The sequence below is a fragment of the Serratia sp. JSRIV002 genome (assembly GCF_019968725.1).
In the GTDB taxonomy this organism is placed as follows: Bacteria; Pseudomonadota; Gammaproteobacteria; order Enterobacterales; family Enterobacteriaceae; genus Chania; species Chania fonticola_B.
The window spans coordinates 2,081,763-2,105,999 of record NZ_CP074143.1 but is presented as its reverse complement, the minus strand read 5'-3'; the positions used below and the strand labels follow the sequence as shown (position 1 = coordinate 2,105,999).

Annotated in this window: 22 protein-coding genes and 1 other annotated feature; of the genes, 16 read left to right on the top strand and 6 right to left on the bottom strand. The window is 54.3% G+C overall.

Translation table 11 applies throughout. The features are described 5' to 3' along the window. Positions 1-112 precede the first annotated feature (112 nt). Positions 113-1,480: an L-serine ammonia-lyase gene (locus tag KGP26_RS09780; RefSeq protein WP_094982883.1), complete on the top strand. Its 1,368-nt coding sequence runs from the start codon at positions 113-115 to the stop codon at positions 1,478-1,480. A gap of 42 nt (positions 1,481-1,522) precedes the next feature. On the opposite strand, the gene KGP26_RS09775 is transcribed toward KGP26_RS09780, so the two are convergent. Then, positions 1,523-2,728 carry a serine hydrolase gene (locus tag KGP26_RS09775; RefSeq protein WP_037375034.1) on the bottom strand — a complete coding sequence of 402 codons (1,206 nt, stop codon included), beginning with the start codon at positions 2,726-2,728 and terminating at the stop codon, positions 1,523-1,525. Positions 2,729-3,143: 415 nt separating this feature from the next. Between KGP26_RS09775 and KGP26_RS09770 the strand changes: the two genes are divergently transcribed. The 6 genes from KGP26_RS09770 (at position 3,144) to rimO (ending at position 7,959) form a co-directional block, all read left to right on the top strand. Then, entirely contained in the window at positions 3,144-3,800 is a 657-nt protein-coding gene (locus tag KGP26_RS09770) for an HAD family phosphatase (protein ID WP_223665639.1), read from the top strand. A 73-nt stretch (positions 3,801-3,873) separates the two neighbouring features. Continuing rightward, on the top strand, positions 3,874-4,494 hold the full coding sequence (locus KGP26_RS09765) for a glutathione S-transferase family protein (RefSeq protein WP_223665346.1): 621 nt from the start codon (positions 3,874-3,876) through the stop codon (positions 4,492-4,494). A 52-nt stretch (positions 4,495-4,546) separates the two neighbouring features. Then, positions 4,547-4,963, top strand: coding sequence for a YjaA family stress response protein (locus KGP26_RS09760; protein ID WP_223665345.1), 417 nt, complete (start codon positions 4,547-4,549; stop codon positions 4,961-4,963). Between the two features lie 63 nt (positions 4,964-5,026). Then, positions 5,027-5,446, top strand: a complete 420-nt coding sequence (locus KGP26_RS09755) for a GNAT family N-acetyltransferase (RefSeq protein WP_223665344.1) — start codon at positions 5,027-5,029, stop codon at positions 5,444-5,446. Between the two features lie 11 nt (positions 5,447-5,457). Further along, positions 5,458-6,438 carry a magnesium and cobalt transport protein CorA gene (locus KGP26_RS09750; protein WP_021179961.1) on the top strand — a complete coding sequence of 327 codons (981 nt, stop codon included), beginning with the start codon at positions 5,458-5,460 and terminating at the stop codon, positions 6,436-6,438. 189 nt (positions 6,439-6,627) lie between these two features. Beyond that, on the top strand, positions 6,628-7,959 hold the full coding sequence (rimO, locus tag KGP26_RS09745; RefSeq protein ID WP_021179962.1) for a 30S ribosomal protein S12 methylthiotransferase RimO: 1,332 nt from the start codon (positions 6,628-6,630) through the stop codon (positions 7,957-7,959). A gap of 77 nt (positions 7,960-8,036) precedes the next feature. Here the strand turns inward: rimO and KGP26_RS09740 are convergent, their stop codons facing one another. The 3 genes from KGP26_RS09740 to KGP26_RS09730 all read right to left on the bottom strand — a co-directional run bounded on the left by KGP26_RS09740 (position 8,037) and on the right by KGP26_RS09730 (position 13,865). Then, positions 8,037-10,430, bottom strand: coding sequence for a glucose/quinate/shikimate family membrane-bound PQQ-dependent dehydrogenase (locus tag KGP26_RS09740; protein ID WP_209522327.1), 2,394 nt, complete (start codon positions 10,428-10,430; stop codon positions 8,037-8,039). A gap of 118 nt (positions 10,431-10,548) precedes the next feature. Beyond that, positions 10,549-12,642: a TonB-dependent receptor PqqU gene (pqqU, locus tag KGP26_RS09735; protein ID WP_223665638.1), complete on the bottom strand. Its 2,094-nt coding sequence runs from the start codon at positions 12,640-12,642 to the stop codon at positions 10,549-10,551. A gap of 398 nt (positions 12,643-13,040) precedes the next feature. After that, positions 13,041-13,865 (bottom strand): SDR family oxidoreductase, encoded by an 825-nt coding sequence (locus KGP26_RS09730; RefSeq protein ID WP_024528609.1) that lies wholly within the window; start codon positions 13,863-13,865, stop codon positions 13,041-13,043. Positions 13,866-14,148: 283 nt separating this feature from the next. Between KGP26_RS09730 and hisL the strand changes: the two genes are divergently transcribed. The 9 genes from hisL to hisIE all read left to right on the top strand — a co-directional run bounded on the left by hisL (position 14,149) and on the right by hisIE (position 21,425). Further along, complete coding sequence (hisL, locus tag KGP26_RS09725) at positions 14,149-14,196, top strand: his operon leader peptide (RefSeq protein WP_100396937.1); 48 nt, start codon at positions 14,149-14,151, stop codon at positions 14,194-14,196. Further along, positions 14,172-14,307: a sequence feature (His leader region), on the top strand. Its footprint overlaps the gene before it by 25 nt. 70 nt (positions 14,308-14,377) lie before the next feature. Then, entirely contained in the window at positions 14,378-15,277 is a 900-nt protein-coding gene (gene hisG / locus KGP26_RS09720) for an ATP phosphoribosyltransferase (RefSeq protein WP_021179966.1), read from the top strand. Between the two features lie 4 nt (positions 15,278-15,281). Beyond that, positions 15,282-16,589, top strand: coding sequence for a histidinol dehydrogenase (gene hisD / locus KGP26_RS09715; protein ID WP_223665343.1), 1,308 nt, complete (start codon positions 15,282-15,284; stop codon positions 16,587-16,589). Next, positions 16,586-17,650 carry a histidinol-phosphate transaminase gene (gene hisC / locus KGP26_RS09710; RefSeq protein WP_223665342.1) on the top strand — a complete coding sequence of 355 codons (1,065 nt, stop codon included), beginning with the start codon at positions 16,586-16,588 and terminating at the stop codon, positions 17,648-17,650. The genes hisD and hisC overlap by 4 nt, the downstream gene beginning before the upstream one ends. Positions 17,651-17,658: 8 nt before the next feature. After that, positions 17,659-18,726 carry a bifunctional histidinol-phosphatase/imidazoleglycerol-phosphate dehydratase HisB gene (gene hisB / locus KGP26_RS09705; RefSeq protein WP_223665341.1) on the top strand — a complete coding sequence of 356 codons (1,068 nt, stop codon included), beginning with the start codon at positions 17,659-17,661 and terminating at the stop codon, positions 18,724-18,726. Then, positions 18,726-19,316, top strand: a complete 591-nt coding sequence (gene hisH / locus KGP26_RS09700; protein ID WP_021179970.1) for an imidazole glycerol phosphate synthase subunit HisH — start codon at positions 18,726-18,728, stop codon at positions 19,314-19,316. The genes hisB and hisH overlap by 1 nt, the downstream gene beginning before the upstream one ends. Positions 19,317-19,321: 5 nt before the next feature. Continuing rightward, entirely contained in the window at positions 19,322-20,059 is a 738-nt protein-coding gene (gene hisA, locus KGP26_RS09695) for a 1-(5-phosphoribosyl)-5-[(5-phosphoribosylamino)methylideneamino]imidazole-4-carboxamide isomerase (protein WP_059200341.1), read from the top strand. After that, a complete protein-coding gene (gene hisF, locus KGP26_RS09690) occupies positions 20,041-20,817 on the top strand; it encodes an imidazole glycerol phosphate synthase subunit HisF (RefSeq protein ID WP_021179972.1) in 777 nt (258 codons plus the stop codon). Before hisA ends, hisF begins: the two co-directional genes overlap by 19 nt. Beyond that, on the top strand, positions 20,811-21,425 hold the full coding sequence (gene hisIE / locus KGP26_RS09685) for a bifunctional phosphoribosyl-AMP cyclohydrolase/phosphoribosyl-ATP diphosphatase HisIE (protein WP_059200340.1): 615 nt from the start codon (positions 20,811-20,813) through the stop codon (positions 21,423-21,425). Before hisF ends, hisIE begins: the two co-directional genes overlap by 7 nt. A 122-nt stretch (positions 21,426-21,547) precedes the next feature. Here the strand turns inward: hisIE and KGP26_RS09680 are convergent, their stop codons facing one another. Beyond that, on the bottom strand, positions 21,548-22,609 hold the full coding sequence (locus KGP26_RS09680; protein ID WP_209527804.1) for an acyltransferase: 1,062 nt from the start codon (positions 22,607-22,609) through the stop codon (positions 21,548-21,550). Positions 22,610-22,740: 131 nt separating this feature from the next. After that, complete coding sequence (gndA, locus tag KGP26_RS09675) at positions 22,741-24,147, bottom strand: NADP-dependent phosphogluconate dehydrogenase (RefSeq protein WP_094982895.1); 1,407 nt, start codon at positions 24,145-24,147, stop codon at positions 22,741-22,743. Positions 24,148-24,237: the final 90 nt, after the last annotated feature.

Genomic DNA, 24,237 nt, shown 5'->3' with positions numbered 1-24,237 from the left:
TGGCACCGGCTATCTCGAATCTCCCCTCCTACCCCGCCGCGAACTCAAGCATGACCCATATGCCCCCTAAACGGCAGGCTGAGGGAATTAACTTCAAGAAGGAAGCGAGACTATGGTCAGCGTTTTCGATATTTTCAAAATTGGCATCGGCCCTTCCAGTTCCCACACCGTCGGCCCGATGAAAGCCGGTAAACAGTTTATTGATGATTTGCAGGCTGCCGGGCAACTCCACGATACAACGCGGGTGGCGGTTGACGTCTACGGCTCACTGTCACTGACGGGTAAAGGGCACCATACCGACATCGCGATTATTATGGGCCTGGCGGGTAATCTGCCCCATGATGTGGACATCGACAGCATCGCCGGCTTTATTCGTGATGTAGAACAGCGTGGCCGCCTGTTGTTGGCAAAGGGTGAGCACGAGGTCGATTTTCCACAGCTTGGTGGCATGAACTTCCATAGCACTAACCTGCCGCTGCACGAAAACGGCATGTCGATCAGCGCCTATGCTGGCGATCGGTTACTGCACAGCAAAACCTATTACTCCATCGGCGGCGGATTTATCGTTGATGAAGAAAACTTCGGTCAATCGGCCAACAATAGCGTCGCAGTCCCCTACCCTTATCGCTCCGCAGTGGATTTGCAGCAGCACTGCAAAGATACCGGGCTTTCGCTTTCCGGGTTGGTGATGCAGAACGAACTGGCATTGCGCAGCAAAGAAGAGATCGAAGCGCATTTTGCCGACGTCTGGCAGGTGATGCGTGCAGGTATCGAACGCGGTATGAATACCGAAGGGTTGCTCCCTGGCCCAATGAAGGTACAACGCCGTGCTGCCGCCCTGCGCCGCATTCTGGTCACCGGTGACAAGAACAATATCGACCCGATGAACGTAGTAGATTGGATCAATATGTTCGCGTTTGCGGTTAACGAAGAGAACGCTGCGGGTGGCCGGGTGGTGACGGCGCCCACCAACGGTGCCTGCGGTATCATTCCAGCGGTGCTGGCATATTACGACCAGTTTATCCGCCCGGTGAACACCAACTCCTACAGCCGTTACTTCCTGACTGCCGGTGTGATCGGCACGTTGTACAAGATGAATGCTTCAATCTCCGGTGCCGAAGTGGGCTGCCAAGGGGAAGTCGGCGTGGCCTGCTCCATGGCGGCAGCGGGTCTGGCGGAGCTGATGGGCGGCAGCCCGGCGCAGGTTTGTATCGCCGCAGAGATTGCCATGGAGCACCATCTGGGGCTGACCTGTGATCCACTGGCAGGACAGGTTCAGGTGCCTTGTATCGAACGTAACGCGATTTCTGCCGTAAAGGCAGTCAATGCCGCACGTATGGCACTGCGTCGCACCAGCGAGCCGCGTGTTTGCCTGGATAAGGTGATCGAGACCATGTACGAAACCGGCAAGGACATGAACTCCAAATACCGCGAGACATCTCAGGGCGGGTTGGCCATCAAGGTTGTAGCGTGTAATTGATCTGGCAGAAGGGGCCACTGTTGGCCCCTTATCAAACAAAGATTAGCCGAAAATACCGCCAAACCACTGGGTCAGCTTCATCATCACAAAGTCCCACATGCGGCTAAAGAAGTTCCCTTCCTTCACTTCCTGCATCACCACCAGCGGGTGCTGATCGATAGTTTTGCCATCCAGTTGGAAATCGATGGTGCCCACCACCTGATTTTTCGCCAGCGGTGCTTCCAGCGTCGGTTGGTTAAGCTTATAGCTGGCCTTCAGGTTTTTCATCTGCCCTTTGGGAATAGTGACGGCGGCATCCTTCGCCACGCCCAACGGCACCTCGCCCACGTCGCCAAACCACACTTTCTGCGTTACAAAGGCTTTATCGGCCTTGATCGGCGTTGCGGTTTCATAGAAGCGGAAGCCCCAGGTCAGCAACTTCTCGCTTTCGCTAAAGCGCACACGGTCACTCGGAGCCCCTAGCACCACTGAAATCAGGCGCATTGGGCCATCGGTGGCCGAGGCGACCAGGTTATGCCCGGCCCCGCCGGTGTAACCGGTTTTGATACCATCCACGTTCAGGTTGGTACTCCACAGCAGGCGGTTACGGTTTATCTGGCGGATCTTGTTGAAGGTGAACTCTTTTTCTTTATGCAACGCGTACTCATCCGGCACGTCGCGGATCAGCGCCTGGCTCAGCAACGCCATATCACGTGCGGTGCTGTACTGTCCTTCGGCATCCAGACCATGCACGGTCAGGAAGTGGGTATTTTGCAGGCCGAGGGACTTGCCGTAATTGTTCATCAAGCCAACGAACGAATCCTGGCTACCCGCCACGAAATCCGCCAAGGCGATGCTGGCGTCGTTACCTGACTGGATGACGATGCCTTTATTGAGTTCCGATACCGGCACCTGATCGCCGGGTTTGATAAACATCAAAGAAGAACCCCGCAGCACCGGGTTGCCGGTTGCCCAGGCATCTTTGCCCACGGTGACCAGATCGTCCGGTTTGATTTTACCGGCCTTCATCGCCTGGCCAATCACATAGCTGGACATGATTTTAGTCAGGCTCGCGGGATCCAGGCGTGTATCCGCATTGCCTTCTGCCAGGATCTTGCCGCTGTTGTAATCCATCAATACATAGGCTTTCGCATCGACCTGCGGTGCGGCCGGAGCCTCTGCTGCCTGTACGGTAGGCACAACCAACAACATGACACCTACACTGAGGGCCAATTTACCAAGAGGAGTAGAACGGTTATTTTTCATCATGACGTCGCCAGAGTGTCCATTCAAACCATTGAAATAGCGTTAACTTTCAAACATGTTCACGTTTTCAGCCAACCAGCGAGAGTGGCACCAGGCCGCGCTGCCAACCGCGAAATACCCAGCGGCTCCCATTTGGGCCAACGCGGCACCGAAAGTGCCCTCGTTGTGAGTTTATTAGATTGCTCTTATTTTTGCAGGGTTTAGGCTGATTTTTCTGCATTTTTACATAACTGTACGTTACCGCAGAGAAATTGGTTGGAAATCAGGCTATGTGCCAGGTTATGCAAACTTTCAACAAACCGTCGCCGCACTGTCATCAAAGTTACTTATGCTCTGCGCATTTCACCGTGGCAACTGGCTCGACGCCGCGAGTATCCGTTATCCTGTAGCCGCAGCATTCCTTGCCGGAGAAATATTGATGGATTTAGCCCTGTTCGACCTGGATGAAACCCTGATTGATGATGACAGCGCCAGCCTGTGGGTTCGCTGGCTGGTGACCGAAGGGTTCGCTCCGGCAGAATTGGAACGCCAAGAACAGTTGTTGATGCAATCCTATTATCAGGGACAACTGTCGATGGAAGATTATATGCAGGCAACGTTGGTTCCGCTGGCGGGCCTGAGTACCCAGACCGTCGACGGTTGGGTGCAGCGCTATATTCGTCGGGATATCCTGCCTCGCGTCTACCCCGCGGCACGCGAACGCATGCAATGGCATCGCGAACGCGGCGACTGCATTCTGGTGATTTCAGCAACCGGTGAACATCTGGTTGCCCCCATCGCCGAACAACTGGGGGCCGATGGCGCGCTGGCTATCGGTGTCGAAGTGTCAGAGGGCCGTTTTACCGGCAAGACCTACGGCACCATGACCTATCAGCAGGGTAAGGTCATTCGCCTGCAACAGTGGTTACAGCAACACCCTGAACTGCAATTTGCCCATAGCCACGGCTATAGCGACTCCATTAACGATAAAGCCATGCTGGAATACGTCGACAGCGCCACCGTTATCAACCCGAATAGCGATCTTGGCGCGCTGGCAGAAAAGCACGGTTGGGAAGTCTGCCTCTGGGAACGCTGATTTCAAGGTGACAAAAACGGCTTTGTAGCGTAGGTATGAGAGTTACTTTTATCCGTCGATGAGGAGGTGCTTTGTGCTGACCATTTGGGGCCGTGAAAATTCTAACAACGTCAAAAAAGTGCGCTGGTGTGCCGCAGAGTTAGGGCTAAATTACACCCATATCAACGCCGGAGGTGCCTACGGTAAGGTTAACGAAGAGCCCTATCGTTCGCTTAATCCCAACGGCCTGGTGCCGCTGTTGCAAGATGGGGATTTCGTGTTGTGGGAATCCAATACCATTGTGCGTTATCTGGCGGCCAAGTTCGGCCAGACGCCATTTTACCCACAGGACCTCCAGGATCGCGCTGCGGCTGAAAAATGGATGGACTGGAATACCTCAACCATCGCCGCCCCCCTCCGCAACGTGTTCTGGGGCATGGTTCGCACTCCGCCCGAAAAGCGTGATATGGCGCTGATTGAGGCTGGCATTGCTGAACTGGAGCAACACTTTGCGATCATCGAACGTACGTTGGCGGAGCAGCCTTTCCTCTCAGGCCAAGAGTTCGGCATCGGCGATATTCCGCTCGGCAGCTTTGTTTACGCCTGGTTTTCCATGCCGATCGAACGCCAACCTAGCCCGCATATGGAACGCTGGTATCAACGGCTGTGCGCACGCCCTGCTTACCAGCACGCGGTGATGATACTACTCACTTGATTACCAAGGTGTCTCAGATGGGGCACTTCTTACAACGCAGGGACGCAAAAGCATGTCATTGTTTTATTTACAGGTACGCAGAAACCATCTGACCCTGAAAAGCCTCGATACTCAGAAGACCGCCTCTAGAGTTGGCCCTTTCAGCACTCAACGGCTGCTGGTCGGCCAGTTTTTTATTGCCGAATACTGCCTGTATAATCTGGTACCAGAGTTTTTCCCTGGCTTTCTCAATCAGCTTAAGCGCCGCCATTTACGTCATGACATAGTGATCCATGCAATGGAAATGCTGGAAGGCGGCGTAAGCCAGGTAGAGCAGCGGATCCTGCAGGAAATTACCGTTGCAAGCTTTCCCAAAGGATATCACTCAGTATATGCGGACCCGCATCCCCTGAGTGATGATACGGTAAAACGCATTTTATTAATGAATTCTGACCAAATGCTTACCGCCGCCGATCTTAAACTCACCTAAATTTCAATATGTTGCATTTTTCCTTTGCTGTGCTTAAGTTAGTTGAACCATCCAGGAGGCACCATGAAAATCACCGTAACAGACGCACTACAGCCAGAAGATACCGAAGAGATTCGCAATCATTTGAAGACTTATAACCGCCAATTTGTCGGCGATATCCTGAACAAAAACATCGGGGTTTTTGTCTTGGATGATCAGGGTAATAAACTCGCTGGGTTAACCGGCAGTACCGTAGGCTGTTGGTTAAGCATCGATCTGTTGTGGGTTTCTGAGACATTACGCGGCGAAGGTGTAGGCAGTAAGCTCATCAAGAAAGCAGAACAGCAGGCAATAGCGGATGGCTGCAAATTTGCGCGTGTAGATACTTTCAGTTTCCAGGCTCGGCCATTCTACGAAAAACAGGGTTACCAATTGCAAATGACATTGCACAATGCGCCGGTAGAGCATGAACGCTATTTCTTCACCAAAACCCTCACAGACTGACAGGTAACGCGATGGAAACCCAAGCAATGGTAATCAACTGCGTGGCGTACAAGGCCGGAAAACGGCTGACCGACGTGACGATTGAGGATATCAGTGAAGTGGTCAAGGAGCCGGACACTTTTATCTGGCTGGGCTTGTGGCAACCGGAAGACGCGTTTATGCGCAAGATCCAGGAGGAATTCGGCCTGCACGATCTGGCGATCGAAGACGCCTTATGTGCCCATCAACGGCCGAAAATAGAAACCTACGGTGACTCGCTGTTCATCGTGGTGAAAACCGCACAGTGGATGAAAGAAGAAGTCGAATACGGTGAGACCCACTTTTTCGTTGGTAAAAACTTCCTGATCAGCGTGCGCCACGGTGCTTCCTCCAGCTATGCCCCAATCCGCGCCAAGGCAGAGGAAAACCCCAAGCAGCTTTGCCATGGACCTGGCTTTGCGCTGTATTCGGTATTGGATTTTATCGTCGACAACTATCGCCATATCGTCGGCAAGTTCGAAACGATGATCGAAGACATCGAGTCCAACATGTTCAGGTCGGAGTTTGACGAAACCGCCATCGAAAACGTCTACAGCCTGCGCCGCCACCTGCTCGGCCTGCGGAATGCCGCCCTGCCGATGGATGAGATCTGCAACCAGCTGATCCATCTGCATGAGGATGTGATCCCTAAAGAATTACGGGCCTACGTTCGCGACGTGCAGGACCATACCCGGCAGGTCGCCAGCACGCTAGATGATATGCGCGAAATGCTGACCAACGCCATGCACGTCAATCTGGCATTGGTGACCGTCAAGCAAAACGAAGTGGTTAAGCGATTGGCAGGCTGGGGGGCGATCCTGGCCATTCCAACGGTGATCTTCAGCCTGTACGGCATGAACTTCGCCGATATGCCCGAGTTGAAGTTCCCCTGGGCTTACCACACCACGCTGGGCGTCACCGTCGCCGGTTGCTTCTTCCTGTACCAAAAACTCAAGCGTTCCGGCTGGTTATAGATCGCCATCAAAACGGCCTATACTGCCAGGGTCGAGACTGCTGCTGGCAACGTTACGTTGGGGCGCTGCATGCGCCCGTCTGGCTTTGTCATCAATCTGGGCCGTTTTTGTTTACGCCACCAACATATAACGGTGTAATTTCCCGTTGCCCAAGTGTAAAATCCGCCCGTTTCTATTTTGGATTGAGCTATGTCACAAACTATGACCCCAAAAGCCCCCCGTGTCGGCTTTGTCTCACTAGGTTGCCCGAAAAACCTGGTTGATTCTGAACGGATCCTGACTGAACTGCGTAACGAAGGTTACCAGGTAGTGCCCCGCTATGATGATGCTGAGCTGGTGATCGTGAACACCTGCGGCTTTATCGACAGCGCCGTTCAAGAGTCACTGGAAGCAATCGGTGAAGCCTTGAACGAGAATGGCAAGGTGATTGTGACCGGCTGCCTCGGTGCCAAGGAAAACCAAATTCGTGAGGTGCACCCGAAGGTCCTGGAAATTACCGGGCCGCACAGCTACGAACAGGTTTTGTCCCACGTTCACCAATATGTGCCGAAACCGGAGCATAACCCCTTTACCAGCCTGACTCCGGCGCAGGGCGTGAAGCTGACGCCAAAGCACTACGCCTACCTGAAGATTTCCGAAGGCTGCAACCATCGCTGCACCTTCTGCATCATCCCATCGATGCGCGGCGACTTGGACAGCCGTCCGATCGGCTCCGTGCTGGATGAAGCCAAACGCCTCGTGGAATCTGGGGTGAAAGAGCTGCTGGTGATCTCACAAGATACCTCGGCCTACGGCGTCGATGTCAAACACCGTACCGGTTTCTGGAACGGCCAGCCGGTAAAAACCAGCATGGTCAGCCTGTGTGAACAGCTTTCCAGCCTGGGTGCCTGGGTGCGTCTGCACTACGTTTACCCTTACCCGCACGTGGACGACGTGATCCCGCTGATGGCTGAAGGCAAGATCCTGCCTTATCTGGATATTCCACTGCAGCACGCCAGCCCGAAAATCCTCAAGCTGATGAAACGCCCTGGCGCGGTTGAACGCACGCTGGAGCGCATCAAGCGCTGGCGCGAAATCTGCCCGGACCTGACGCTGCGCTCCACCTTTATCGTTGGCTTCCCAGGGGAAACCGAAGAAGACTTCCAGATGCTGCTCGACTTCCTGACCGAAGCCAAGCTGGATCGCGTTGGCTGCTTCAAGTTCAGCCCGGTAGAAGGTGCTGCCGCTAATGAACTGGCCGACCCGGTGCCAGAAGAAGTGAAGGAAGAACGCTTCCATCGCTTTATGCAGCTGCAGCAACAAATCTCCGCCCAACGCTTGCAAGACAAGATTGGCCGCGAAGTGCTGGTGCTGATCGACGAAGTGGATGAGGAAGGTGCCATTGGCCGCAGCATGGCGGACGCACCGGAAATCGACGGCGCGGTATACCTTAACGGTGAAGCCAATGTCAAAGTCGGTGACATCGTCAAAGTGAAGATTGAGAACGCCGACGAGTACGATCTCTGGGGTTCCAAGGTCTGATTTCGACCACCGAGGAAAACCATAAAGGGGTTAGCAGTAATGCTAACCCCTTTATTTATTGGTGAACTACCAGCTAGTTACTTTTCGTCTGGCAGAGCATAAGCAATGACATAGTCACCCCGCTCTGCGGCCTGACGAGCACCACCAGCACTGATGATAATGTATTGCTTACCGTTCTTCGGCGAGACAAAGGTCATTGGACCGGACTGGCTGCCCACTGGCAGACGTTCTTTCCAGATCTCTTTCCCGGTTGCCGTATCGAAGGCACGCAGGTAGAAATCCTGAGTACCAGCAAAGAACAGCAGGCCGGATTGAGTAGACAGACTCGCCCCCAGCGTTGGCATGCCAACTTCCATCGGCATACGCATTTTGATGCCCAGCGGCCCCGTATCCTGCACCGTACCTACCGGAACCTGCCACACCAGCTTGCCAGACTTCAGGTCTACCGCTGACATGGTGCCAAACGGCGGCTTCTGGCATGGAATGCCCAGTGGGGAAAGGAAGCGTTCACGGATCGCACCAAACGGCGTACCGTCCATCGGAACCAGACCCATTTCGATGCCGCTGGCGCCGGTCGGCACCTTGCTGCGTGGCACCATCGAGTTGGCCAGCCCCAAACGCATGTCGTTAACAAACATGATGGCATTGTTCGGATCCACCGAAACGCTGCCCCAGTTCATCCCGCCCAACGAGCCAGGATATTGTAGAGCACGGTCGATACCCGGCGGTGTATAGACGCCCTGGTGACGCATCCCTTTGAACTCGATACGGCACAGCAGTTGATCGAGCGGCGTTGCGCCCCACATATCTGACTCGGTCAGCGTCTGGTTGCCAATATTCGGCATTCCCACCGAGAACGGCTGGGTCTTGGAGTAACGTTCGCCAGGCACATTGCCTTGCGGCACTTCACGCTCTTCCACTTTCGCCACCGGCTGACCGTTCTCACGGTTGAGCATAAAGATCATGCCCTGCTTACTGGTTTGCACCAGCACGGGTGTCGTACCACCCTTGCCATCTGGCAGATCGTACAGTAACGGTTGAGACGGCAGGTCAAAGTCCCACAGGTCATGGTGCGTGGTTTGGAAATGCCAACGCACTTTGCCGCTGGTAGCATCAACAGCCACGATGGAAGAGCTGTATTTATCATCCAGCGCGGTACGCTCGCCGCCGAAGAAATCAGGCGTGGCGTTACCGGTCGGCAGATAGATCAGATTCAGTTTGGCGTCGTAAGACATTGCGGACCATACGTTCGGCGTACCGCGCGTATAGGTTTCACCCGCTGGTGGCAGCTTGGTAATGGCCGGATTACCCGGATCCCACGCCCAGGCAAGTTCACCAGTATGCACATCATAAGCACGCACCACACCAGGAGGTTCGCCGGTAGAGAAGTTGTCCGCCACGCGGCCACCCACCACCACCAGGTTACCCGCCACCAATGGGGTTGAGGTTTGCTGGTAATAACCCGGTTTAACTTCGCCCATGCCCGCTTTCAGATCGACGGTGCCGTTATCACCAAAGTCGGCGCAAGGTTTGCCGGTCTCGGCATCAATGGCAATCAAACGCGCATCGATGGTTGGCAGGAACAGACGGCGTTCGCACATGGCTGGTGCCGTAGCGTTAGCGGCAACCACTGGCGATGAGGCAGGCTGAGCCGCATTGTCGTAATAACCCAGGCCACGGCAGCGCTGCCAGTTAGGTGCTGAGGCTTTAGGATCGAAGGACCACAGCTGTTTGCCAGTATCGGCCTCCAAAGACAGCACTTTGCCGTAGGCGGTACAGACATACAGGGTATTACCGATCTGCAGCGGAGTATTCTGGTCTTCAGCGCCGGAACCGTTGCTTTGTGGAATATCGCCGGTATGGGCAATCCACGCCACCTTCAGCTTGCTGACGTTAGACTTGTTGATCTGATCCAGCGCGGCAAAACGGTCACCGTGGGTGGTATTCCCCCAATGTTCCCAGTTTTTCTGCTCACTACCGGCAGCCACCGGTTTAACCGGAATATCTTCCTTGGCCGCCACCAGTGGCGTAGGCACAAAGGTGTAACCAAATCCGGCCACCAGCGCAACCGCCAGCAACCCAGCCAAAGAATAGCTGACGAAGCCGCGAACCGGATGACCGGCACGTTTCTTCAACCATGGATAGGCCAACGCGGCCAGGAAGGCCAGCACGCCGAACATAAACAAGCGTGAGAACAACGGCCAGAAATCCAGACCAACGTCCCACAACGCCCAAATCAGGGTGAACACAAAGGCCAGCGCATACACCCATATGCCCGCAGGTTTGAGCTTGATCACCAGTACCGCAGCGATCAGCATCACCACTCCCATCAGCCCAAAATAGAGGCTCCCTCCCAATGAAGCCAGGTAAACGCCGCCGATTGCCAGCGCGAGGCCGATGACGCCCATCAGCCCCCCCAGCAGCCACATCAAGTAATTCCCTATACTTCGTTTATTGCCTGTCTTTGCCATATTCACTTTCTCCCACCGCTAGCAACGCGCAAATGTTGGCGCACTCACTGGTGTAATAAATAACCATCCCAAGATAACAACTCAACGGGGGTTAGGTTCCCCGCTGTACTACTGCTTACTACTCAAATGAATAAGCAACACTCATGCCCCCACCCCAGTTTCTGCCTGGAGCGGGTTCGAAATAGCGGCCATTGCCTTCGTTGACAATCACCGAGCCGACGTACTGGCGATCAAACAGATTGTCCACCCGGCCAAAAACGGTAAATTGCCAGTTCCCTACCGGGTAGCGATATCCGGTATTCAGCGCTGCCACGGTGTAGGACGGTGCCTGCTGTGAATTCTGATCGTTGGTCTGGATATCGCTCATGTAGCGCACTTCAGCACCGGCGAACCAACCTTGCGGCGGCGACCAGGCCAGCGAGGCGTACCCCATATTGCGGGCAATCCCCGGCAGGCGGTTGCCCTTCGGCACCTGCTTTGCGGCAGAACAGATGTTGTCACCGCAGACATCATCACGGTAAGTGGCATCCAGCAGCGTCCAAGCCATTTGCAGACGCCAGTCGTAGCTGAACTGTTGATCCAGCGCTAACTCCAGCCCACGGCGACGGGTTTGCCCCGCATTCTTGTAGCTGGTGCGCCCGTTGCTGCTCTCATCAACGACAATTTCGTTTTTGGTATCGGTTTGGAACAGCGCCGCGCTGAACAGGCCGTTGCCTACACGGGTCTTGCTTCCCAGCTCAACGGTATCGCTGGTAGCAGGTTTTAGACCGAGATTGAGCCCCGCCACGCCACCTGGGCGATAAGAGAGTTCATTGATGGTAGGGGTTTCAAAACCACGCCCGGCGGAAGCATACACATTCCAGGCCTTGGTCAACGCATAGTTGAGCGAGCCTACTGGCAGCCACTGGTGATAGCGGGCATCGCCACTGTCATCACCATTACTGCCGGTAATATAGCGATCGTTGGAGTCGAAATTGACGGTGCTGAAGCGTACCCCAGCATCCAGCGTCAAACGTTGGGTCAGGTTCCAGGACGTTTGCAGATAAGGGTCCACATTCCACATTAGGTTGCGTTCATCCCGCCGTAGATTCCCCTTGGTCCCCAATTCGTTAATGCCGTTGACTACCGTGAAATTCTCATAGCCTTTGCGCTGCTCGGTCATGGTTTCGTAGTCGAGCCCGCCCGTCACGCTGAAGGGCAACGTGGCGATTTCACCGCGATGAGTCCAGCGAGTATCGATGCCCTGGTAATGACGCGCCAGAGAGATCACTCCGCCGGGATGTTGTTCACTACGCTGCTGTACGGCTACAGGAATTGACTGATACTGCGTGGTTTCCCGCTCACCGGCGTAAGTCATGATGCTCAGATCGTCATTGGCGCTCATCTGGCGTTCATAGCGTAACCCGGCCTGGGTCTGAGAAATGGTTTTACGCGTGTTGTATTGATCTGCTCTTGGTGCCTGGCGCGGATTGTCGTGCCATTCGGCTTCGGTTAAACCACCGGGATCGTCGGCATTAATATCCACCGAGTTAAACAACAGCGTCAGCGTACTGACATCATCAATGCGCACACCCAAACGCGCGTTACCCAGGTTCTTGCGTGCCCCACTGTGGTCACGGAACCCTTCGGTGGTAAAACGCGTCGCGGAGACGGCGTAGTTCACGTCACCTGCGTGCGTGCCATCGCCGGTTGCACCGCTGGCTTTCATACCGTAGCGCCAGGTGCCGTCACTACCGCTATACATGCCCGCTTCAATCTTGTCCGGCTGTTGGCCGGTTTCGGTCTCTACGTTGATGACGCCGCCGGAAGCGTTGCCATACAGAGCGGAAAACGGCCCACGCAGGACCTCCACCTTATCCACTGAATTGAGATCGATATTCGACGTTTGCCCTTGGCCATCCGGCATGGTGGCAGGAATACCATCCACATAAATACGTACGCCGCGTACGCCGTACATTGAGCGCGAGCCAAAACCACGGATTGACAGTTGCAAATCTTGCGCATAATTCTGGCGATTTTGAATTTGCAGCCCCGGCACGCTACCCAGCCCTTCGGAGAGATTAATCTGCGGCCTGGCCTGACGAAGTTCATCGCCATTAAGCACGCTAACCGCAGCCGGAGTACTCAATTCTGAAAGACCGCTGCGCTTGGCCGTAACCACCATGGAAGATGGGTCCACTGCCCGATCGCTGGCCTGTACGTTTACCGTCATACACAGAGCGCAAGGTAACAGCGCAGAAATGGCGATAGGTGAGATCGCTGTATTTTTTTTATTAATAAAATTCATGTAAAAACTGCCATTAGACGCTTGAGAGGATAGGTACCTTTTAGAAAAAACCGAGCGTATGTTAATACTTATCGCAACAGTTTGAAAATAGCGGAGAGAAACTCAAATTTCCGTTAACTCGAATTTTACACAAATGATAAATATAGATGATGTATACAAGGAGGGGGAATATGAAGGATTTAGATTATTACTTTCAATATCAATGCGTAAAATTAATTTCCTTGTAATTTAGTCGAGTTTAATAATCAAACTGACAGATTAAAAATAAGCAAAGTTATTTTAGAGGGATACTGCCCCGCAAGCTGCGGGACAGTTTGATTGGGTTAACCGATCGGCATGCGATTCGGGTCTGGGTATTGATATTCAAACCCCAGCTCGTTACAGATACGGCTACCGTCCACCAGCCGCCCTTCTTGTTCATCTTCTTGCGCAAACTGCGGAGGTTGCAGATGCAGTTGCTCGGCTAGCGCCGGGTAGAAATCACGTTTGAGCGGATGGCCTGGCGCACAAAGATTATAGGTGTGCCCGCCCTTCGGCAGCTTCAGTAGCAGTTGAATGGCCGCGATCACGTCATCCTGATGCACCAGATTGACCCCGTGCGAACCGCCCTTGACGTCAACCTTACCCGCCAGGAAACGCCCTGGATGCCGATCCCCACCCACCAGCCCTGCCAAGCGCAAAACGTCCACCGACGTGTTGGGTAATTGATGCAGCCAAAGCTCCAACTCTTCCAGCACCCGGCCAGCCGACGTCACCGGCTTGAGCGGCGAATCTTCCCGAACGGTGCCGGTGGTTTCACCGTAAACCGACGTGGAGCTGGTAAAGATAATATGCGGCACACCAAACGCTATCGCGCTGTCTACCAGCATACGTACGGCATCAAAGTAGCTTGCGCTCCCCTCGACGGTGCGGCTGGCTGGCAGAGTGATCACCAACGCATCCGTGTACAACAGTTGTTCCAGATCGTGAGCTTCGCAAATCAGCTCCGGCGTCAGTTCTAGGCGATAACATTCGATACCACTCATCCGCGCGGCTTCTACCCCATCCGGAGTAGTTTTACTGCCAACCACTTCATACCCGTGGCCCATTAACGATAAAGCCAGCGGCATCCCTAACCAACCCAGACCCACAATGGCGACTTTTTTCATCAGTATGCCCCTAAGAATCGACTAACAAGCCCAACTTCACCGTTGCAGAGGACCCCTGGCCACACCGCAGGCGATAGTCGGATACTCCCCTAGGCTACGCCACCGCGCTGGTGGTTACAATCGGTTAACCTTAAGGTTGAGTAAAGCTGCGTCCGGCTAATAACTCACTCGCTTTCAATAAATTAAATTCATAACCACAAAAAAGGGTTGCAAGTTATACAACGGATAGTTTAGCTTAATTAGCACCTCAGCACTGGCTGACCCAATTTTAAAGAGAAATGACATGACTCGCGTTCAGTTCAACCACCATCATCACCATCATCCTGACTAGTCTTTCAGGCGATGTGTGCTGGAAGACGATTCTCGAATCTTCCAGTGGCGCGTAGAACGAACTAAACGCAAGAAAGAGCCCTCGGAAGATATCTTCCGAGGGTTTTTTTTTGGCTCCGGACAGACAGAAAATATAAATTTAATAACAAATTCATAAAATTACAGATTAAACAGAGGTTACCATGTTGGACAAAACACGTTTACGTATCGCCATGCAGAAATCAGGCCGCCTGAGCGAAGAGTCTCAGGAATTGCTGGCCCGCTGCGGCATCAAGATCAACCTGCAGCAACAACGCCTGATTGCCTTCGCCGAGAATATGCCGATCGATATCCTGCGCGTTCGTGATGACGATATCCCAGGCCTGGTGATGGATGGCGTGGTGGATCTGGGCATCATCGGTGAGAACGTGCTGGAAGAGGAATTGCTCAACCGCCGTGCTCAGGGTGAAGATCCTCGCTACTTCACGCTGCGCCGCCTGGATTTTGGGGGGTGCCGCCTGTCGTTGGCCACCTCGCTGGATAGCGAATACTCCGGCCCGCAAAGCCTGCAAGACTCCCGCATTGCTACCTCTTACCCACACCTGCTCAAGCAATACCTCGATAAACAAGGCGTTCGTTTTAAATCCTGCCTGCTGAACGGCTCGGTGGAAGTGGCTCCGCGCGCAGGCTTGGCAGACGCGATCTGTGACCTGGTGTCTACCGGTGCCACCCTGGAAGCCAACGGCCTGCGTGAAGTGGAAGTGATTTACCGCTCGAAAGCCTGCCTGATCCAGCGTGACGGTGAAATGCCGGAAGCCAAACAACAGCTGATCGACCGCCTGATGACCCGCATCCAAGGCGTGATCCAGGCGCGCGAATCCAAATACATCATGCTGCACGCGCCAAGCGAACGCCTGGATGAAATCGTCGCGCTGCTGCCGGGTGCCGAACGCCCTACCATTCTGCCACTGGCAGGCTCTCAGAACCGCGTAGCGATGCACATGGTCAGCAGTGAGACTCTGTTCTGGGAAACCATGGAAAAACTCAAAGCCCTGGGTGCCAGCTCCATTCTGGTGCTGCCAATTGAGAAGATGATGGAGTAACGCCATGCCAAACTTCAATACCGTCGTCAATTGGGGCAGCTGCAGCGCGGAACAGCGCGCGGAGTTGCTGATGCGCCCGGCCATTTCGGCTTCGGACAGCATCACCCGCACGGTGCGCGAGATCCTCGATAACGTGAAGGCCAACGGGGACCGCGCGCTACGTGAGTACAGCGCCAAGTTTGATAAAACCGAAGTCGCGGCATTACGCTTAACGGCAGAGCAGATTGACCAGGCCTGCGCCCGTCTGGGTGACGAGATCAAACAGGCGATGGCCGTAGCCGTCGCCAACGTGGAAACCTTCCACAATGCACAACAACTGCCAGCGGTGGACGTAGAAACCCTGCCCGGCGTGCGTTGTCAGCAGTTGACCCGCCCAATCGATTCGGTGGGTCTGTATATCCCTGGCGGTTCCGCACCGCTGTTCTCCACGGTATTGATGTTGGCGACCCCGGCACGCATTGCCGGTTGCCGCCGCGTGGTGCTGTGTTCACCACCGCCGATCGCCGATGAGATCCTGTATGCCGCCAAACTCTGTGGCGTGCAGGAAGTGTTCCAGGTCGGTGGCGCGCAGGCGATTGCCGCCATGGCGTTTGGCACGGATTCGGTGCCACGGGTAGCGAAAATCTTCGGGCCGGGCAACGCCTTTGTCACCGAAGCCAAACGTCAGATCAGCCAACGGTTGGACGGTGCGGCCATCGATATGCCTGCTGGCCCTTCCGAAGTGCTGGTGATCGCAGACAGCGGCGCGACCCCGGCGTTTGTCGCTTCCGATCTGCTGTCTCAGGCCGAGCATGGCCCGGATTCACAGGTCATTCTGTTAACCCCAGACGCCGCAATGGCCGAAGCGGTCGCCATGGCGGTTGAGCAACAGCTAGCACAACTGCCACGAGCAGAAACCGCTCGCCAGGCTCTGGCCAGCAGCCGCCTGATTGTGGCGAAGGATTTGGCCGAGTGTGTCGCCATCAGCAACCAGTATGGCCCTGAGCACCTGATTATTCAGACCCGCAGCGCGCGCGATCTGGTAGACAGCATCACCAGCGCTGGTTCGGTGTTCCTAGGTGACTGGTCGCCGGAGTCCGCCGGAGATTATGCCTCCGGTACCAACCACGTGCTGCCAACCTATGGCTATACCGCCACCTGCTCTAGCCTGGGGCTGGCGGATTTCCAAAAGCGCATGACGGTACAGGAACTGACGCCACAGGGCTTTATGACCCTGGCCCCGACCATTGAGATCCTGGCTGCCGCCGAGCAACTGGTCGCCCACAAAAACGCCGTGACCCTACGCGTCGCCGCACTGAAGGAGCAAGCATGAGCATCGAAGAATTAGCACGTAAAAACGTGCGCGAGCTGACCCCGTATCAGTCGGCCCGCCGCCTTGGTGGCAAGGGTGACGTCTGGCTGAATGCCAACGAATACCCGGTTGCGCCAGAGTTCCAACTGACCGCCCAGACCTTCAACCGTTACCCGGAATGCCAACCCGCGCTGGTGATTGAGCGTTACGCTGCCTACGCCGGGGTGAATAAAGAACAGGTATTGGTCAGCCGTGGCGCAGATGAAGGTATCGAACTGCTGATCCGTGCCTTCTGCGAGCCAGGCCAGGACACTATCCTGTTCTGCCCACCAACTTACGGCATGTACGCCGTCAGCGCCGAGACGTTTGGCGTAGAGCGCCGTACGGTCGAAGCCAAACAAGATTGGCAGCTCGATCTGCCTGCCATTGCCGCCAGCCTGGATAACGTCAAGCTGATCTACGCCTGCAGCCCGAATAACCCGACCGGCAACCTGCTGGATCCCAACGATCTGCGTAACCTGCTGGAGCTGGCCAAAGGCAAAGCTATCGTCGCCATCGATGAAGCTTATATCGAATTCTGCCCGCAAGCTTCAGTTGCTAGCTGGCTGAGCGATTATCCGCACCTGGTAGTATTACGCACGCTGTCCAAAGCCTTCGCCCTGGCTGGCCTGCGCTGTGGCTTTACCCTGGCCAATGAGGACGTGATCGCCCTGCTGCTGAAAGTGATTGCCCCGTATCCGCTCTCAACCCCGGTGGCCGATATCGCCGCCCAGGCGCTGAGCACCGAGGGGATCCGCGTTATGCGCCAGCGCGTCACCGAGATTGCCGCCAACCGCAGCTGGCTACAGCAGGCGTTACAAGACTGCGCCTGTGTCGAGCAAGTCTTCACCAGTGACAGCAATTACCTGCTGGTTCGCTTTACCGCCTCAAGTCATGTCTTTAAAACCTTATGGGATCAGGGCATTATCTTGCGAGACCAAAATAAACAGCCTGGCCTGTCCGGTTGCCTGCGGATCACCATCGGCACCCGTAACGAATGCCAGCGCGTCGTTGACGCACTCAATACTCTGCCCGGCGCATAGGAGCCAATGTGAGCCAAAAATATCTCTTTATTGACCGTGACGGCACGCTGATTGCTGAACCCCCGGAAGATTTTCAGGTCGACCGCCTGGATAAACTGGCGCTGGAGCCGGAAGTGATCCCTGCCCTGCTGGCCTTGCAGCAAGCCGGTTTCACCCTGGTGATGATCACCAATCAGGACGGCCTCGGCACCGCCAGCTTCCCGCAGGAAACCTTCGATCCACCGCACAACCTGATGATGCAGATCCTCAGCTCACAGGGCATCAAATTTGACGATATCCTGATCTGCCCGCACAAGCCGGAAGACCATTGCGAATGTCGTAAACCGAAGGTCGCTATGGTCAAAGGCTATCTGGAGCCGGGCGTGATCGACGTGGCCAACAGCTATGTGATTGGCGATCGTCAAACCGATATCCAACTGGCGGCCAATATGGGTATTCAGGGGCTGCTGTATCAGCGTCAGGCGCTGGGCTGGCAGGCCATCACCCAACAACTGACCAAACGCGATCGCTATGCGCACGTTAACCGCGTGACCAAAGAGACGCAGATTGACGTTAAGGTCTGGCTGGATCGCGAAGGCGGCAGCAAGATCAAAACCGGCGTCGGCTTCTTCGACCACATGCTGGATCAGATTGCCACCCACGGCGGCTTCCGGATGGATATTCAGGTGAACGGCGATCTGTACATCGACGATCACCACACGGTAGAAGACACCGGATTGGCGCTGGGCGAAGCACTGAGTAAAGCCCTAGGCGACAAACGCGGCATCGCGCGCTTCGGCTTCGTGTTGCCGATGGATGAATGCCTGGCCCGTTGCGCGCTGGATATCTCCGGTCGCCCGCACCTGGAATATAAAGCCGAGTTCAACTACCAACGCGTAGGCGATCTTAGCACCGAGATGATCGAGCACTTCTTCCGCTCGCTGTCTTACACCATGGGCTGCACCCTGCACCTGCGGACCAAAGGCAAAAACGACCATCACCGCGTCGAAAGCCTGTTCAAGGTGTTTGGCCGCACGCTACGCCAGGCGATCCGCGTTGAGGGCAATACGCTGCCTAGCTCGAAAGGAGTGCTGTGATGAACGTGGTGATCCTGGACACCGGCTGCGCCAACCTCGCCTCGGTCAACTATGCGGTGCAACGCCTGGGCTATCAGCCACAGGTGAGCCGCGATCCAGAGATCGTGCTGCGCGCCGACAAACTGTTTCTGCCTGGTGTGGGTACTGCACAGGCGGCGATGGACCAGTTGGAACAGCGCGACCTGATCGATCTGATTAAAGCCTGTACCCAGCCTGTGCTGGGGATCTGCCTGGGCATGCAGTTGCTGGCAGCCAGCAGTGAAGAAAATGGGGGTATCAAAACGTTAGGGATTATCGATACTCCGGTAACACAGATGACCGATTTTGGCCTGCCTTTGCCCCATATGGGCTGGAATCAGGTTACGGCGCAGGCCGGCGATCATCTGTTCCGCGGCATCGAGGATGGTGCTTACTTTTACTTCGTTCACAGTTATGCGATGCCGATATGCTCAAGCACCATCGCTCAGGCGAACTACGGCGAGCCCTTCACCGCCGCCGTACAAAAAGACAACTTCTTTGGCGTGCAGTTTCATCCAGAGCGATCTGGCAACGCCGGGGCGCAACTGTTGAAGAACTTTCTGGAGATGTAGGCAGCATGATTATTCCCGCTTTGGATTTGATCGACGGTAACGTAGTGCGCCTGCATCAGGGCGATTACGGCCAACAGCGCGACTACGGCAACGATCCGCTGCTGCGTCTGCAAGACTATCAGCAGCAAGGGGCGCAAGTTTTACACCTGGTTGATTTGACCGGGGCCAAAGACCCGGCGGCTCGCCAGATCCCGCTGTTGCGTAAACTGCTGGCCGGGGTAAGCGTGCCAGTACAGGTTGGCGGCGGTATTCGTAACGAACAAGACGTTGCCGCGCTGCTGGAAGCCGGAGCCACGCGCGTGGTCATCGGCTCCACCGCAGTCAAGCAGCCAGAGCTGGTACAGGGCTGGTTTGAACGCTACGGTGCCGATGCCATGGTGCTGGCGCTGGACGTACGCATCGACGCCGCAGGCCGCAAGAACGTGGCTATCAGCGGCTGGCAGGAAGACTCGGAGGCCACGCTGGAACAGGTAGTTGAGCAATATCTGCCGTTTGGCCTGAAGCACGTGCTGTGCACCGATATCTCACGCGACGGTACGCTGAAAGGTTCTAACGTGGGGCTGTATCAGGAAGTGTGCCAACGCTATCCGCAGATCGCCTTCCAGGCTTCTGGCGGCATCGGCAACCTGGACGATATCGCCCAGTTGCGTGGCAGTGGTGTGGAAGGGGTGATCGTCGGACGCGCCCTGTTGGATGGTAAATTCAGCGTTGAGGAGGCTATCGCATGCTGGCAAAACGGATAATCCCTTGTCTGGACGTCAAGGACGGGCAAGTGGTCAAGGGCGTGCAGTTCCGTAACCACGAAATCATTGGCGATATCGTGCCGCTGGCCCAGCGCTACGCGCAGGAAGGTGCCGACGAACTGGTCTTTTACGATATCACCGCCTCCAGCGATGGCCGGGTGGTTGATAAAAGCTGGGTATCACGGGTTGCGGAAGTGATCGATATTCCGTTCTGCGTGGCCGGGGGCATCAAGAGTGCCGAAGACGCCAGCCAGATCCTTTCCTTTGGGGCGGACAAGATCTCCATCAACTCCCCTGCGCTGGCCGACCCAACGCTGATCAGCCGCCTGGCAGATCGCTTTGGCGTACAGTGCATCGTGGTCGGGATCGACACCTGGTATGAAGCCGCAACCGGCAAATACCACGTCAACCAATATACCGGCGATGAAAGCCGCACCCGAGTCACCGAGTGGCAAACCCTCGATTGGGTGCAGGAAGTGCAAAAGCGTGGCGCTGGGGAGATTGTGCTCAACATGATGAACCAGGATGGCGTACGCAACGGTTACGATCTGGAACAGCTGAAGCGGGTACGTGAAGTGTGCAAGGTGCCGCTGATCGCCTCCGGCGGTGCCGGTACCATGGAACACTTCCTGGAAGCCTTCCGCGATGCCGACGTTGACGGCGCGCTGGCGGCTTCGGTATTCCATAAGCAAATCATCAATATCGGCGAACTGAAACGGTTCCTGGCAGAGAAAGGCGTGGAGATACGCGTGTGTTAACAGAACAACAGAAAGCTAAGCTGGATTGGGCAAAAACCGACAACCTGATGCCGGCAATCGTACAACATGCCGTTTCCGGCGAAGTATTAATGCTGGGCTATATGGATCAGGCAGCTCTGGACGTGACCGAGCAAACCGGCAAGGTGACGTTCTTCTCACGCACCAAGCAGCGCCTGTGGACCAAAGGCGAAAGCTCAGGCAACTTCCTTAACGTGGTCAGCATTACGCCAGACTGCGATAACGATACCCTGCTGATCCTGGCCAACCCAATCGGCCCAACCTGCCATTTGGGCAACGACAGTTGCTTCCATCCGGCAAGCAGCGATTGGGGCTTCCTGTACCAGCTTGAACAATTGCTGGCTTCGCGTAAAACCGCCAGCCCGGATAGCTCTTACACTGCCAAGCTGTATGCCAGCGGTACCAAGCGCATAGCTCAGAAGGTGGGCGAAGAAGGCGTAGAAACCGCCCTGGCCGCCACGGTGAACGATCGCGAGGAACTGACCAACGAAGCTTCCGACCTGATTTACCACCTGCTGGTGCTGTTGCAGGATCAGGAGCTGGATTTGAGCAAGGTGATAGGCCGCCTGCGCGAGCGGCACGAGAAGTAAGCGATGAAAGTTTACTTATAAAGTTTATATACCCTTATTATTTAGCGTTTTAGGACACACCTACAACACTAGGTAATGAGGGTAAATCCAACTGCATCGCGCCTTCAACTCTAAATTAATGCCTACTTCGCTCTTATTGCATCCCGGTACTGCAAAACTTTTCGCTCAAATAAAGAATAAACTATGGCAGCGCTTGCTAAAGTGAAGAAAATAAATGCCAGCCATAACAGGATGCAATTAAACGCCGTAACAGGGGGTTGGGTAAAATAACGAATTGTCAATAATACAGGCAAATTAGTAAGATAAGCCGCATATGACCACCTAGCCACGTGCGACGTTAATTTATTAAGCAGACCGGTAATATTCAGACTGTAACCAGCAACAATCAAACATGCAAACCCGATATTTGACATGTTAAAAAGGAATATTTTCAATGCAGTGCTTCTATCTATAATATCATCAGGTTTTACAGCAATATAGGCCGAGATAGGTATGAGTATTAATCCAATGCTAGCAAATTTATTAATCTTCCCATGAATAAACAACCACGAAAATACGACACCCACCATGATCGAATCTACTCTATAGAGTGATATCGTTCTAATTTCGTTAAATGTCATGCTGGTATACAAGGCAGCATGAACACGCAGGATCAAGGGGGCTAGCAGCATGATAAACATTGCGATTATCACACCGGCATTTTTATTTTTAGTTAGCAGTATTGAGAGCGACATGACTAACGGAGTGATAAAATAAAATACTTCCTCTACGGCCAAACTCCATGCCTCACCAAAAAAAGTGGGATGCGGAGAAAGCAGACTTTGCGTAAAACTACCAAATTCTAATATATTAGGGAAGTTATCCTCTCTTATAGTGGTAATCAAAGCAATATTGATAAATAAGAAAAGGAGGTAGCTTGGGTAGGTTCTCATCCATCGTCTAAACCAAAAACCGCCAATCCAATCAAAGGGTTTCTGTGAGGCTTCGATCTTTGAAAAAACGATCCTCCCAATAAGAAACCCAGAAAGAACAAAAAAAAGCTCAACCCCCATGAAACCACCAAATTTAAATAATTGGCTATCGGGAAAAACAGGTATAAGAAAAATGCGTCCATGAGAAAGTAAGACAAGACATATTGCTAAAGCTCTGCAAAGATCTAACCAGGGATTAAGTTTATGATTCATTTACATCGCCTAAGCATATAGTACACAACCACCAACCTAATACCGTTATTATTTTAGGCTGTCGGGGTAATCGATATAATAAAACCGCCAGGTATTAACCATGGCGGTTTTATTTTACTCAAACGTCAGGATTACTCCATCCATTCGGTATGGAATACGCCTTCTTTGTCGGTACGCTTATAAGTGTGAGCACCGAAGTAGTCACGCTGCGCCTGGATCAGGTTGGCAGGCAGCACCGCAGAGCGGTAGCTGTCATAGTACGCGATCGCCGCAGAGAAGGTTGGCGTTGGGATGCCGTTCTGCACCGCATAGGAAACCACGTCACGCAGCGCCTGCTGATACTCATCGGCGATTTGTTTGAAGTAAGGTGCCAGCAGCAGGTTGGCTATGTCGGCATTCTCAGCGTAGGCATCGGTGATCTTCTGCAGGAACTGAGCACGGATGATACAACCGGCACGGAAGATCTTGGCAATTTCGCCGTAGTTCAGATCCCAGTTGTTTTCCTTGGAGGCCGCTTTAAGCTGAGAAAAGCCCTGCGCATAGGAAACAATTTTACCAAGGTACAGAGCGCGACGAACTTTCTCGACAAACTCGGCTTTCCCGCCGCTGAAGGCTGCAACTTTCGGGCCGGTCAGGACTTTAGAAGCCGCTACGCGCTGGTCTTTCAGAGAAGACAGGTAACGTGCAAACACAGACTCGGTGATCAATGACAGTGGTTCGCCCAGATCCAGAGAGCTCTGGCTGGTCCATTTGCCGGTGCCTTTGTTGGCCGCTTCATCCAGGATCACATCAACCAGGTATTTACCCTCTTCGTCTTTCTTGGTGAAGATGTCTTTGGTGATGTCGATCAGATAGCTGTTCAGTTCGCCCTTGTTCCACTCGGCGAAGGTTTCAGCCAACTGCTCGTTGTTCAAATTCAGCGCCTGCTTCAGCAAGGAGTAGGCTTCTGCGATCAACTGCATGTCGCCATATTCGATACCGTTGTGCACCATCTTCACGTAGTGGCCAGCACCGTCGGCACCGATATAGGCTACGCATGGCTCACCTTCGGCCACAGCGGCGATTTTCTTCAGGATTGGTGCCACCAGCTCGTAAGCTTCTTTCTGGCCACCAGGCATGATTGAAGGCCCTTTCAGCGCCCCTTCTTCGCCACCGGAAACGCCGGTGCCAATAAAGTTGAAGCCCTGAGCAGACAGCTCGCGGTTACGACGGATAGTGTCCTGATAGTAGGTGTTACCACCGTCGATCAGGATATCGCCTTTATCCAGGTGCGGAGTCAGCGAGGCAATGGTCTTGTCCGTAGCTTCGCCCGCTTTTACCATCAGCAAAATGCGGCGCGGTGTTTCCAGCGATGCAACAAACTCTTCGACGGTGTAGTGCGGCACCAGGTTTTTGCCCGGGTTCTCTGCGATAACTTCGTCAGTCTTGTCGCCTGAACGGTTAAAGATAGAAACGGTATAGCCACGGCTTTCGATGTTCAAAGCCAGATTGCGGCCCATCACCGCCATGCCGACAACGCCGATTTGCTGTTTGGACATTAGGAACTCCTGTCTGAGGATGACACCTGTATCACGGCTCTTGGCCAACAGGTTTTTGATGTGGCCAACATGTTAACTCAGGATTGTGTT